General features: G+C 42.3%; 12 protein-coding genes. 6 read left to right on the forward strand and 6 right to left on the reverse strand.

The window, feature by feature from the left end:
• Positions 1–558 carry a GNAT family N-acetyltransferase gene (locus QSH61_RS23025; protein WP_102058401.1) on the reverse strand — a complete coding sequence of 186 codons (558 nt, stop codon included), beginning with the start codon at positions 556–558 and terminating at the stop codon, positions 1–3.
• 215 nt (positions 559–773) lie between these two features.
• Here QSH61_RS23025 and QSH61_RS23030 point away from each other — a divergent pair, with 215 nt between their 5' ends.
• Positions 774–2,213 (forward strand): chitinase, encoded by a 1,440-nt coding sequence (locus tag QSH61_RS23030; RefSeq protein ID WP_206472495.1) that lies wholly within the window; start codon positions 774–776, stop codon positions 2,211–2,213.
• 506 nt (positions 2,214–2,719) lie between these two features.
• Here QSH61_RS23030 and QSH61_RS24370 read toward each other — a convergent pair.
• Positions 2,720–2,992 carry an ISAs1 family transposase gene (locus QSH61_RS24370; RefSeq protein ID WP_158299157.1) on the reverse strand — a complete coding sequence of 91 codons (273 nt, stop codon included), beginning with the start codon at positions 2,990–2,992 and terminating at the stop codon, positions 2,720–2,722.
• Positions 2,993–3,353: 361 nt separating this feature from the next.
• Between QSH61_RS24370 and QSH61_RS23035 the strand changes: the two genes are divergently transcribed.
• From QSH61_RS23035 to QSH61_RS23045, 3 genes are all read left to right on the forward strand, one after another.
• Positions 3,354–4,907: a hypothetical protein gene (locus tag QSH61_RS23035; protein ID WP_206472493.1), complete on the forward strand. Its 1,554-nt coding sequence runs from the start codon at positions 3,354–3,356 to the stop codon at positions 4,905–4,907.
• A 154-nt stretch (positions 4,908–5,061) separates the two neighbouring features.
• A complete protein-coding gene (locus QSH61_RS23040; protein WP_227387704.1) occupies positions 5,062–6,261 on the forward strand; it encodes an RsmB/NOP family class I SAM-dependent RNA methyltransferase in 1,200 nt (399 codons plus the stop codon).
• 8 nt (positions 6,262–6,269) lie between these two features.
• The gene (locus tag QSH61_RS23045) at positions 6,270–6,521 is read left to right on the forward strand and encodes a DUF2999 family protein (RefSeq protein ID WP_010369956.1); all 252 of its coding nucleotides are present in this window, start codon (positions 6,270–6,272) and stop codon (positions 6,519–6,521) included.
• 65 nt (positions 6,522–6,586) lie between these two features.
• Here the strand turns inward: QSH61_RS23045 and QSH61_RS24460 are convergent, their stop codons facing one another.
• Positions 6,587–7,345: a DUF3667 domain-containing protein gene (locus QSH61_RS24460; RefSeq protein WP_227387705.1), complete on the reverse strand. Its 759-nt coding sequence runs from the start codon at positions 7,343–7,345 to the stop codon at positions 6,587–6,589.
• A 50-nt stretch (positions 7,346–7,395) separates the two neighbouring features.
• Positions 7,396–8,385: a WD40 repeat domain-containing protein gene (locus QSH61_RS23055; protein ID WP_206472491.1), complete on the reverse strand. Its 990-nt coding sequence runs from the start codon at positions 8,383–8,385 to the stop codon at positions 7,396–7,398.
• A gap of 140 nt (positions 8,386–8,525) precedes the next feature.
• Between QSH61_RS23055 and QSH61_RS23060 the strand changes: the two genes are divergently transcribed.
• Positions 8,526–9,410, forward strand: coding sequence for a DMT family transporter (locus tag QSH61_RS23060; RefSeq protein ID WP_010603724.1), 885 nt, complete (start codon positions 8,526–8,528; stop codon positions 9,408–9,410).
• Between the two features lie 171 nt (positions 9,411–9,581).
• Here the strand turns inward: QSH61_RS23060 and QSH61_RS23065 are convergent, their stop codons facing one another.
• Positions 9,582–10,805 (reverse strand): NupC/NupG family nucleoside CNT transporter, encoded by a 1,224-nt coding sequence (locus QSH61_RS23065; protein ID WP_010369948.1) that lies wholly within the window; start codon positions 10,803–10,805, stop codon positions 9,582–9,584.
• 12 nt (positions 10,806–10,817) lie between these two features.
• Entirely contained in the window at positions 10,818–11,447 is a 630-nt protein-coding gene (gene udk, locus QSH61_RS23070) for a uridine kinase (protein ID WP_010603723.1), read from the reverse strand.
• A 308-nt stretch (positions 11,448–11,755) separates the two neighbouring features.
• Between udk and QSH61_RS23075 the strand changes: the two genes are divergently transcribed.
• Positions 11,756–12,967 carry a phosphopentomutase gene (locus QSH61_RS23075; protein ID WP_206472489.1) on the forward strand — a complete coding sequence of 404 codons (1,212 nt, stop codon included), beginning with the start codon at positions 11,756–11,758 and terminating at the stop codon, positions 12,965–12,967.
• Positions 12,968–12,981 lie beyond the last annotated feature (14 nt).

Here is a 12,981-nt window from a genome sequence, read left to right on the forward strand (position 1 = left end):
TTAAAACTCCAATACCATTTCTGCTGCTTGGCAATGGCATTCAGTACCACAAATAGTACAGACATAGCCGTGATAGATACAGTCGTCTAACCACTTATCATCATGGACTTTGATCAGTTTGCCACCGGCCTTAGTGAAGTATTTAACGGCACCGTTACCTGGGCTTTGTTTCCAAAGATGTGCAACGCCAGCTCTCGCGCCTTGTTGTGTTAATGCTGTTATTGCGTGTTTTAGTAATTGGGGTCCAATACCTTGGCCCTGTGCGTTCGGTGATACCGCGATACATTTAAAATATGCCATATCATTTTGATCAACAGGCCACAAAGACGGTGAACTCCACCTATCTATAGGCCATTGTCCGGCGCTATATGATGTTCTAAAACCGAGTAATTCGCCTTCATCGTTTAGGGCAACAAAGGAAGCATTAATACCGTTTTTACAGCCTTTTTGGTGCATTTGTTCAATGCTTGCGTCATCAAGATAATTATCACCATGAACGAGATTACCAAGTGCGATAACACGCTCGAAATGTTCTGGTTGTAAAGGAATAATTTTCATAGGCTGCTCTATTGTTGTTATTTACTGTGAGGCGTTTTGGCTAGCATACCACGTTAGATTATGTACCAAAAACGCTAAGGTTCATCGATTTGAGTAAACGTTATTACATATGTTGTAAGAATAAAAAGTGAACAAAATTTGACAGCGATGTCATTTTGTTAATAATTGTTGAATTGATGAGTCTCATTATTAACAACAACATGTAAAGGAAAAGTATGAATACTCTAAAACTAGCGACTGCAGTTTCGCTTGCCATAACTGCAAGTCAAGTAATGGCCATGAATCCGCAGCCCGATCCACAAAACCCCAATGGTTATATTATTTCTCGAATAGAATTGAAGAATGCCGAGAGCGCGAAAACCAACAACCCTATGTATGCTATTTGGTCTAAAGCACTGGAAACAAGAGACAATACAGTTGTAGAGGGAATTTCGCCGGGCCTTGCCAGTAACCCTGATAATGTAAAAAGAGCTGAACGGGTATTTGGTCAAACCCAGTGGCAATTTCTTACGCAAATGGCGGCACCTGAATACACCTACACTCGCTTTTTACGTGCCATTGGTAAATTTCCCGCATTTTGCGGCGACTATACTGATGGCCGAGACGCCGATGCAATTTGTAAACGCTCTATTGTGACTGCTTTTGCGCATTTTGCCCAAGAAACAGGGGGGCATATTGCCAAAGACAACATTTCTGATAACCCTCTCGGGTTAGAAGAATGGCAACAAGCTTTGGTGCATGTGCGTGAAATGGGTTGGTCAGAAGGACAAGTTGGTTATACCACAGGGTGTGGACAAAATGACTGGCAAAATCGCCGCTGGCCATGTGGGGCGGGACAAGGATATTTTGGCCGAGGCGCTAAGCAGCTTTCATATCACTTCAACTACGGCGCGTTCAGTGAAGTCATGTTTAACGGTGATGCAACGGTGTTATTAAACAATCCGGGCTTAGTGGCTGACTCTTGGCTAAATTTAGCGTCTGCAATTTGGTTTTTCTTAACGCCGCAAGCGCCAAAACCTGCAATGTTACACGTTATTGATAGAACTTGGACGCCATCCTTGCGTGAAAGTGAGGCTGGGATTGGTTATGGCTTTGGTACCACGATTAATATTATCAATGGCGGTATTGAGTGTGGCGCGCAAAATAAAGACAAGGGTCAGCCCGTTAACCGCATTCGTTATTGGGAAGGGCTTTCGCATTATTACAACATCACGATTGAAGCCGATGAAGAAAATACCTGTTGGCAGCAAACACCATACGGAAGCTTAAATCTTGACGGCGCAACTGATGTCCTCTACACCAATTGGGAAGGTGATTGGGCTTATTATGCAGATCGCCCCGGAGGATATTCATTTGAGTGTAAACTCGTGGGGTATCAAACGGCTTATTCAGCGCTTGTGCCAGGAGACTACGAGAAATGCGTGACAAACTTTTATCAATCACACGCAAGCTGGCCTGAAGTACGAGTTGTCGATGATTTACCAACCAATCCTACCGAACCGCCTGTTGACGGTGTACCCGCTTGGGATGCCGACAAGGTTTACTTAAAAGGTGATAGAGCGAGCTACAATGGTGTGATCTACGAAGCCAAGTGGTGGACTAAAGGCAATATACCTGCTGCCGATGGCTCTGGCCCTTGGTTGGCTGTTAACTAGATAGTGTTGGCGGGTTTCCCGCCTCTATTCTTAATAGATTTATTTTTTCCTAAAACTCACCTTGTATTACTTTTAGTTCTATTTATTTTTTAAAAACACCCCGTCTTATTACTACTGAAATTTTATTGTTATTTATTTAATTTTTTGTTTTTATTAATTGTTTTTTGATGGTTTTTGGTTTTTTTATAGTTTTTAATATTTAAAAAACTGTATGTTGTGTTTTTCAAGTTTTTGAAAAAAATTCCCAAATTTGTTCTTTGTTTCGCTTAATTGAGTTTTTATTGATGTACATTTTGTTGTTTTTTATATGTAACTTCGTTGTGGCTAAGGTGCTTGGATGGGATTCCCTTTTGCTCACAGATTAACCAAAGAGTAACTCCGTCCTAAAATCACCTTTCCAATCTGTTCTTCTTCGTTTCGCAGCTAAACGGTCTTTTTACCTTGATGTTGCGCAACTTGTTGAAATAAGGCTAGCCCATTATCAACATCAAATGCACTAACCACATTTAGCGCATTGTACACATTGTCTTTCCAGCATCCTCGAAGCATCTATCAATTGCTATGTGTGGCTTTTGAGGTGCTTCTCGACGAGAATTAATCCATTTTAACAGTGCCTCGAGTAAAGTATCTGCATCTAATGCTCTGATTATATTAGCAACACAATGACGTTTTGGAATGTCATTTTCAAAGGAACAATGATGCCTTAGCCAATCCAGTTGCAGCTCACCAAACTTTTGAATTGATTTCCATCCGTCAGCGCCACTAAATATGGCAATCAAAGTTAATATGTTGACAAGACCATTACATCAGGTTCTTTAATATTAACATCAGTTCTAGGGTCTTCAATCCAGCCTAAATGTGCAATGATGCTCATTGTAACGACCTAAAAAATTGCGATGCTCAATCAGATCATAAAAGCCCAATACTCGTCAATTTACAGTTCGCTCCCGTCCTGAGTAGCTAATTAGGACTTTGTACTAATTTGTTACGTTATAGTGCCTGTTTGACAATCCATGATATAGTCTCTAAGAAAATTTTTGTTAATTTGTTAATTTGTTAATTTGTTAATTTGTTATGGTTGAATATTTTGCTTAGTAGGCAAAATATAATGTATCGAGCACCATTCTAAGGATAGGTTTTATGGTTAAAATAACAGGTACTTTATTTGCCGTTTCGTCTTTGTTATTTATTTCTGGTTGCGGTGGAGGGAGTGATTCAAATGATCCTATACCGGATCCAATTAAACCGCCACCAGATCCAGTTATAGTTGAGCCCGATCCCAGTGTGTTTATGGACGCAATTGAACAGCAGGGCAAACAGTACGTCGCAGATGCAATCGAAGTAATGACCTCGCAAGGCATAAACTGTACAGATACGACAGCGACCCATGAAATGTGCGATATCGTTAATGTAAAGTTTAATGATGGTGTGTTTGATCAATCTCGGACAAAATCATCGCAAACATTGCTAGTTTTAGATTATGGAATGGACTTTCATACGGCGCTTAGATACCGCTCTCGAGTTAAGGCTGCGTTTAAATATGACCCTCAATCCAAAACTTTTATCGCGGATAATCCAGAGGTAAACCTTTCAAAGCTGGGAGTTAAACTATTAACAGAGGTCAATCAGTTTACCTTTACGAATGAAAAATTTGACTCTCCGCAGCCTGCATTTCTACCCGCCGCGTGGTTATTTGATCTCGCTATTAAATATAGGGCAGTAGTGCCTGCTGATAAAGCAGATAGAGTCACGAAGCGTAATTTTAATAGTCACGGCACTAAGGTATTTGGTTATCTTGCTCAGCATAACCCTGAGGCAGAGTTTGTTGCTATTGATACTGAGTCTTTCTCACCTTTTATTCAGCATAAAAACGCGCTCTGTGCGCAAGATGTCAGTGAATTTTCTCGTTTCATGACCAGTGCAGCAAGCTCGTTAACTGCTGATATTATTGAAGCGAACGAAGTTGAATTTATTAACTATTCGGGCGGCTTTACGCTGCAAGATGTGTATATCGCATGGCAGCAGAATGCGTGTTCGGGAGAGCTGAATAACGCAAAAGCTACAGAGTTTTTATATGCTTTGAAGCCTGTTTATGAGGCAATATTTAGCTCACCCAGCGCGCTTGCATTTCATGCTGGTAACATTGATGCTGTGACAAGCAATGATGACTTGGATCTCATGCAATTTAGCAATCGAATTCGGGTTTATCAGTATTCAACTTCAGCAAAAAACACGACAATTCAGCCATTTGGAAAATCTGAGTGGCAACAGGTTTATATAGAGCAGCCAGACAGTTTTGTGGGCAATGAAAGCATAGATTTGTATATTAATGTCGGCTATGACCCATACGACAGCACGGCAAAAAATAGTACGCCTAAAATGGAACCTGATGTACTTGGTATGCGCTATGGTGTAGAGCAAGCCTTGTATGGCTCCTCTTGGACAACACCAGTTGCAACATCATACGCGATAAATGAGCAGGTCAAGCTTGCTACTGAAACGGGTGTGAGCACTTTTGACCCTCAGGTGTTAAAAACAAGACTACTACCAGACTCTTGTAATGATTCTGGCGGCTATCAAGGAAACGAGACGCTCGCTAAGTTTATTGAACAAGGGCAGGGGATGTGCCGTATTCAGGACCCATTGCGTCACCGAGCTGATGAGCTCAACCGTATTGGATATTTAAGCCGATAATCGACTCGCTGTAATAATGTAAAAATGAATCGAAGTCGCATATTGTTGTGTACTTCGATTCATTACCTTAATTTCAGCTAATATCATAAACTCCAATTGAAGCCCCTTGGTATGCGCGCTAAAATAGTGTTTTAGCAATAATCGAGACCATATCGTGTCTGTAACTCGCTCGTTAGTCCAAACTCTGTCTGAGTGCATTGAACATGTGCTAGATACTTCTCTTCATGCCGATAAAGCATTAACTCAATTACTACAGAACAACCCTCAGTGGAGCCTTGATGAAAGGCAGTATGTGGTGAGTAACTATTACCATATCTTCCGCTTTAAACGGTTACTGGCTTACCTACTTGAGCATGAAGAAATGCCGCTAGATGGCTTTGGCTACTGGTTAACTTGCCAAGTTGTTACAGCGCAGCCGCTTCCAGAGTGGGTGGATACCGAGCGTTATAATCTGGAAAAGCTGCAAAGCTTAATTGAGCAGGCGCCTCAAGCTGTTCGCTTATCTTTACCAGATTGGTTAAACGAGGTTGCGAATGAGCAACTGGGTGAGCAGTGGCCTGCGGTTGCATCCGCGCTAAATCAAAGTGCTCAACAATATTTGCGAGTCAATAGCCTAAAAAGCGATATTGCGACAGTAACAGATTCTCTGGCAAAAGAAGGGATCAAGGTTTCACAGGTTGCGCTTGATTCTCATGTCGCGCTAAAAGTTGAGTCCAATAGCCATCTGTTCCGCTCTCAAGCATTTCAGGCGGGTTGGTTTGAAATGCAAGATGCAGGTTCTCAGCAAATCGTGCCTTTTTTAGAAATACAGCCCGGTCATAAAGTGGTTGATGCCTGTGCAGGCGCTGGTGGTAAGAGTTTGCATATAGCGGCGCTAATGGAGAATAAAGGTCGCTTGTTGTCTATGGATATCCATGAACATAAGCTTGAAACGCTGAAACAACGAGCGAAACGTGCTGGTGTGCATGTTGCTGAAACGCGCGTTATTCAAAACAATAAAACCATTAAGCGCCAAAAAGAGAAGTTTGATCGCGTGCTATTGGATGTGCCGTGCTCTGGTCTTGGTGTATTAAAGCGGAATCCAGATGCAAAGTGGCACTTGAATTCGCAAAATTTAGACACACTTATTGCTTTGCAAACCGATATTCTAGCGCGTTACAGTCAAATGTGTAAGGTGGGCGGCAAACTGGTGTATGCAACTTGTTCAATTCTTCCTTCTGAAAATGAGCAGCAGGTTGAACGCTTTTTGGCAAATAACCCCAATTGGCAGTTAGAAGACTCACTACGTTTACTTCCAGGAGTAAATTCAGAATTTGACGGTTTTTACGCCGCACGATTAGTAAAAAATAGTTAGGAAACAAGATGAACCCAATCATTGCATTACTTAAAGAGCACAATATTTCGGATGAACAGATCCAAGCGGTATTTACCCAGCTGACTGAAAATCCAATGATGGCGATGGCGACTATTCAGCAACTAGGAATTCCACCCGAAAAGCTTCAACAGTTGATGGGCTTGGTAATGCAAAATCCTGCATTGATCAAAGAAGCAGTTAACGAATTAGGTCTTGATTTTGAAAAGGTTGAGGCTGCAAAAGCACAGCTAAAACAGTAACATTAATGGCTAGGGCTAGACAAACTCAGGCTTGTCTAGCCCTAGCTAAATAACTCACATACAGATCAAATTTTGTGAGTAAAACCACTGTATACCCCAAATAAAAATGTGAGAATAAAAGAAAATAGTGACGAGCCTATTGCATAGGCTAGGACTGCCTTACCCCAATTTCTCCACTTTACCAACTCATGTTCCGCCATTTTATAGTTAAGTATTATGCTGTACAAACCAGAAAATAAGAGCGAAAAAATTGCGTAAAGCTGCTCGCCGAAGATACCAAGCAGTAGTGGAATTGAGAATAGCAGGACGCTTAAGGTTAGAATGAGTAGGTGTCCTATAGCGTACTCCAGCATTGTGTAGGGCACAGAGCGATACACTAGCTTAGAGGCTAATCCGAGTAAAAATGCCAGGATAAAGACGCGATAAACATGAGTTGCCTCATAAAGTGCGATTTCAGATTGCCATTTGAGCTGATCTTTCGATTCCAAAAGTTGACTGCTGGATATGAAACTGATTTCAAGTAGATGTGAGGCAAGCACGATCACGGTGAGTAGAATAAAACTAAACTTGAAGGGATTACCAAAGCGGCTTCTCTGCCCATTCAAATATCCAAGAATAGTCTTAAAAGGTCTAAGTAATAATCCAAAAAGCAACTTAAAAAAAGGGGATTCGAGTTCAAGCAGTGCGCTTTGAAGCAAAATGCGTAAGTGTTTAAAGGTCAGTCTTGAGGCTTTTTTCTGTCCGCAACCTGAGCAGTACTCGCCAACAAGTTGAGTGTGACAATTTAAACAGTGCGATTGATTGTCAAAATTTGCGTGATCCATAGATGTATTTATTATTTTTTAATATCGATGAATGCTACCTTTTTTTGTCTCTAATAATCAAACAATATAGGTGTTAAGGCCCACTTTTCTAGTACTCCATCTGAACTTATCGTCGTGAGCATATTGCTATCGGAGATGTGTACATCATAAACGGTGCTGCCCAAATTCAGTTGTGCAATTGGCCAACTGACAATCTCTTTTCCCGACGTTAATTCCCATAACGATATATATTCCTTGGAAGAGGTGGTTAGCAGAAATTTGTCGTCAGCGACGAATTGCGCACTACGAAAAAACTTGAAGCGCTGAGGATAGGATAGAGATAACACTGCTTGACCTGTGCGCGTATCAATGAATTTTTGGTCTTGCAGGGCGTCTGATACGAACAGCCAGTTTTCATTTTGTGATAATGCCAAACTGGTAATACGATGAGGCAGCTCATAATCTACAGTGACTTCTTTACTAGTTAACTCAAGCTTTTTAGCGTGGCCGTCTAAAGAAGCTGAGTAGAGCGAGGTTAAACTCCGGTTAAAAATCAAATGTGTAATGCTACTTTCATGAAGGTTTATTCTGGTGATGATCTGCTCATCTAAACTCAAAAGTAGTATGCTGCCGTCATTGTAGCCAAGGGCGATAAACTGCTCGTCACTGGACCACAGAGCCTTGGTAACGCGAATGAATGAGTCAAGTTCAGGTAATGGATAACTGACAACTTCGTTTGAGTGTAATTGCCAGATGTTAAGTTGGGTGTCTGAAATACTCAGAATACTGCGCTTGCTCGGCGCTATTAAAGCATCGCGAAAAGTAAGTTGGTATTTACTTCCTTCAATTTGTTTAATCAACTGTTGGCTTTGGTTATCCCATACTTGTAGCAAATGATCGTCAATGAGTAATAAGGTTAGCGCCGCGTCATTTGAAAGTTGGGCGAGACTAACCGGCAACTGAGTCAATTGTATTTGCTCTGTTGGCTCTAGAGTCTGCCTTTTGCTACATCCTGTGAGGATAAGCAAAGCGACTATCATTGCGTAAAAAGCGAGTCTCATTCTATACCTTAAGTTTTAGCCTTTCCCTCTTTCTCAAAGAAAGTTAAACACATCCTAATGACAGTACCAAAAATGGCTTGTGCTGTATTTATATATCGGCGTAAGGTAAAGCTCCATTAATATTAACCTTGGAGTATGGAGTGAAAGGGTTTCTTGGTTTAGTGTTACTTGCCGCAATTTGGGGTGGCTCATTTTTATTTATGAAGGTGGCTGCCGGTGTCCTTGGTCCTGCTGTACTCATTGAATTTCGAGTCTTATTTGGTGCGTTAACGCTCGCCGCGGTTGCTTTAGTATTAAAGCGTAATTTACATTTTTGGCAGTACAAAAAGCACTTTTTAATCCTCGGACTGTTTAACTCAGCGTTACCTTTTATGTTATTCGCTTATGCCGTGCAAACGCTTGATGCTTCCATGCTCTCAATTTTAAATTCAACCGCACCATTTTGGGGGGTGTTAATCAGTGTGTTTTGGTTAAAAGTGCCGACTCAAAAGTCGGTGTGGCTAGGATGTGGATTTGGGATTGCAGGTGTTATCACACTAGTCGGGTTGGATAGCACTGTATTGGACGAGGGTGCATGGTTACCTATTATTGCAACCCTGTGTGCGACTCTGAGCTATGCGGTGGCCTCTCATTACACCAAAACGGCACCAAAAATGAGCGCATTCAATCATGCCCATGGGAACTTATGGGGCTCTGCGCTATTGGTATTGCCTTTTATTTGGTTTATGCCAATGAGAGAAACGCCTGACTCTACGGTGATAAGTGCGGTGGTTGGGCTTGGCATATTATGTACAGGCGTTGCCTATATTCTCTATTTTAAGTTAGTCGAAGATCTCGGCGCGGCGTCTGCTTTATCTGTTACCTTTTTAATTCCTGTGTTTGGGATTTTATGGGGACATCTCTTTTTGCAAGAGCAAATAGGTGCTAACACAATCCTTGGCAGTATTTTAGTTTTGCTTGGAGTCAGTTTAGTAACTGGGTTACAAGAAAAGATATTTCCACCAAAAGCGATGAAGGAGCTGTAGGTGAGAAGTGACGGCCCCTCAACATGGTGCTGTCAAAAAAGCGTTTCTGAGAAACGATAAAAGGGCCTAAAAGGCCCTTTGGTGAAGTATCGTTCAAGTTAGTGTGGTCACTTTAACCCCTTAAAGCAACCAACCAATTGTTTTGCAACTGCGGCTTATCTCAATAAGTTTCTAAGCTAGCGAGAGGAAGAAACCTGCAATTGCTGCACTCATGAGGTTAGCCATAGACCCTGCTAACACTGCTCTGAGCCCTAGGCGAGCGATATCCTTTCTACGACTTGGGGCCATACCACCAAGTCCGCCTAGTAAGATGGCAATCGACGATAAGTTAGCAAATCCACATAAAGCAAATGTGACAATCGCTTGAGTGTGCGTGCTCAACGTATCGCGATAATTCATATAATCTAGGTAGGCAACAAACTCGTTAACTACCAATTTTTGGCCGATAAAACTACCTGCCGTCACGGCTTCCGACCAAGGTACCCCAAGTAGCCAAGCAACAGGGGCAAAGACGTAGCCTAAAATTTCTTGTAGCGTCAGTGTTGGGTAATCAAAAATTCCACCAATACTGCCTAGTAAACCGTTTAGTAGCGCAATAAGTGCCACAAACGCAAGTAGCATTGCACCTACGTTCAGTGCCAAGTGCATACCGCTTGATGCACCAGATGCTGCCGCATCAATTACGTTTACTGGTTTATCATCACCACTATCTACATCAGATAGGTTTTCGTGTGGCTTCTCGGTTTCTGGTACAATCATTTTTGCCATTAAGAAACCACCAGGAGCTGCCATAAAGCTCGCGGCAATGAGGTATTTAAGCTCAACACCAATCGCCACATAGCCCGCCATAACAGAGCCTGCCACCGTCGCCAAACCGCCCACCATAACTGCAAACAACTCTGATTGCGTCATTTTTGGAATAAACGGTTTTACGATCAAAGGGGCTTCCGTTTGGCCGACAAAAATATTTGCCGTAGCTGAAAGCGACTCTGGTCGTGACGTTTGTAGTAACTTTTGCAAGCCACCACCCAAAATTTTAATGATCCAGTTCATAATACCAAGGTGATACAACACAGCAACGAGCGCTGAGAAGAACACGATCACTGGTAATACCTGAATCGCAAAGATAAACCCTAGCGAGTCTTGTTTGGCTAATGGCCCGAACAAGAAACCGATACCGTCATTAGCATAGCTAATCACTTTGGCAACCGCGCTAGACATTGAAGCTAATACATTTTTACCCGCTTCAATAAAGAGTACAAAGCCACCAATAAGGACTTGCAGTAAAAATGCAACGCCTACGGTACGCTTATTAATAGCACTGCGATTTGTCGAACACGCAAATGCTACGCCTAGGAGCATCATCATGCCCACTAAGCTCATAATTGTTGTCATGCCAATTTCCCGTTATTCTTGTAGCAAATATTTTATTTTACTTTTAATAATATCAATCGCAACGCGATTCATACCGCCACGGGTCACAACCAAGTCGGCATTATGCTTGGATGGCTCGATAAACTGATAAAACATCGGTCTTACCGTCGCCTGATATTGTTCTACCACAGATGACAGACTTCTTCCTCTGTGCTCTATATCTCTTTGCATGCGACGCAGCAAACAAATATCCAAAGGTGTATCAATGAACACCTTGATATCAAACTCTTCACTTAATGCAGGATCGCTCAGTAGTAATATACCCTCGACGATTAGTATCTTAGCAGGGTTTACTATTCGGGTTTTATCACTACGTGTATGCTGTCCGTAATCGTAGGTAGGAACCTCTACGGATTCACCTAGGCGAAGCTTAGTTAAATGCTCGCGTAACAACTCGTGTTCAAACGCATCAGGATGATCATAATTCGTTTGAGTACGATGCTCTATAGGTAAATGCGATTGATCTTTATAATAGGCGTCCTCTTCGATTACCGCGATAGTGCCTGAGGCAAGCTCATTCACTAATTCGTTGTAGATCGTTTGACTAAAAAGAGACTTACCAGACGCAGATGCGCCAGCTATGGCTATAATAGTTCGTGTCACTAAAGTTCACACCCAGCAGTTGTTTATGTTGGAAGATCACAATAGCAAAAAAGACACGATTAATCTCTTTTGCCTCGCTTAATGAGCAAATTTAACGGGTTTAGCGGACTCAAAACAGGACTTATGTCCGCTTAAGGGCGACAGAGCCAAATTAGCAAGATCGCAGCTTTTCGTGAATTTTGTGACTATTTTATGACAGCGGACTTATGTCCTGTACGATTTTTTTAACCAAACATAAAGTAACCAACGCTTAAGGTAACCATGTATTTAAGAATAAATAACAGCCTGAGCAGTATAGAGAGGTATCTATGGCAAGAGCAATCATTTTAATGGCGGATAGCCTAGGCATTGGCGCAGCACCGGACGCAGAAAAGTTTGGTGACGTAGGCGCGAATACTCTCGCTCATTTATTACAGGCGTATAAAGAAGAAAAAGGACAAGCGTTAGGCTTACCTAATCTTTCTAAACTAGGCCTTATTGCAGCATGTGAAGCTGCAGGTAAAGAAACCTGCGCCGTGGCGCAAACCATAGAGCCAAGTGCTGCTTGGGGATATGCAAAAGAATTATCGAGTGGTAAAGATACGCCGTCTGGCCACTGGGAAATGGCTGGGGTGCCAGTATTGTTTGAGTGGGGTTACTTCCCAAATACTAACCCATGCTTCCCACAAGAATTTATAGATGAGTTGTGCAAACGTGCAGACATCCCAGGTATTTTGGGTAACTGTTACGCGTCGGGCACAACGATTTTAGAACAGCTGGGTGAAGAACACATGCAAAGCGGTAAGCCGATTTGCTACACCTCAGTTGATAGCGTCTTTCAAATAGCCGCTCATGAACAATCGTTCGGACTTGACAAGCTTTATCAAGTATGTGAAATCGCACGGGCACTGCTTGATGAAATGAATATAGGACGAGTGATTGCGCGGCCATTTATAGGCACTTCAAGTGCCGACTTTATTCGTACTGGTAACCGCCGAGACTATTCGGTATTACCGCCTTCGCCGACTGTGCTAGATAAGCTAGCCAATGACGGTGGCGAAGTAATTAGTATTGGTAAAATTGCAGATATTTATGCGCATCAAGGGATCACGCAAAAGCACAAAGCGCCTGGTCTTTTGAATCTGCTAGCAAAGACAAGCGAAGTGATGGACACAGCACCAGACCATAGTCTTATCTTCACCAACTTAGTCGACTTCGATGAAAAGTTTGGTCACCGCAGAAATGCAGTGGGATATGCAGAAGCACTTGCTGAGTTTGACGCATTTTTACCTGAAATTATTGCCAAACTAAAAGCTGATGACTTGCTTTTAGTGACTGCCGACCATGGTTGTGACCCAACCGCAGAAGGCACAGATCATACGCGAGAGTACGTGCCTGTATTGGCGTATACACCGGGTATGAACAATACTCCGTTAGGAGAAAGACAAAGTTTTGCTGACATAGGTCAAACGCTTGCCCAGTGGTTTGATTTAGATGCAACGCAGTACGGTGAAGGCTTTAAGGCCGAGATAAAAGCCTAACTAAAGGAAACAAT

Source organism: Pseudoalteromonas sp. JC3 (genome assembly GCF_030291895.1).
Lineage (GTDB): Bacteria > Pseudomonadota > Gammaproteobacteria > Enterobacterales > Alteromonadaceae > Pseudoalteromonas.

Excerpts from the sequence above, each read along its gene's own strand:
- QSH61_RS23055 (WP_206472491.1), bottom strand. The coding sequence starts at position 8,385 with ATGAGACTCGCTTTTTACGCAATGATAGTCGCTTTGCTTATCCTCACA.
- QSH61_RS23025 (WP_102058401.1), bottom strand. The coding sequence starts at position 558 with ATGAAAATTATTCCTTTACAACCAGAACATTTCGAGCGTGTTATCGCA.
- QSH61_RS23035 (WP_206472493.1), top strand. The coding sequence starts at position 3,354 with ATGGTTAAAATAACAGGTACTTTATTTGCCGTTTCGTCTTTGTTATTT.
- QSH61_RS24460 (WP_227387705.1), bottom strand. The coding sequence starts at position 7,345 with ATGGATCACGCAAATTTTGACAATCAATCGCACTGTTTAAATTGTCAC.
- QSH61_RS23030 (WP_206472495.1), top strand. The coding sequence starts at position 774 with ATGAATACTCTAAAACTAGCGACTGCAGTTTCGCTTGCCATAACTGCA.
- QSH61_RS23045 (WP_010369956.1), top strand. The coding sequence starts at position 6,270 with ATGAACCCAATCATTGCATTACTTAAAGAGCACAATATTTCGGATGAA.
- QSH61_RS23075 (WP_206472489.1), top strand. The coding sequence starts at position 11,756 with ATGGCAAGAGCAATCATTTTAATGGCGGATAGCCTAGGCATTGGCGCA.
- QSH61_RS23065 (WP_010369948.1), bottom strand. The coding sequence starts at position 10,805 with ATGACAACAATTATGAGCTTAGTGGGCATGATGATGCTCCTAGGCGTA.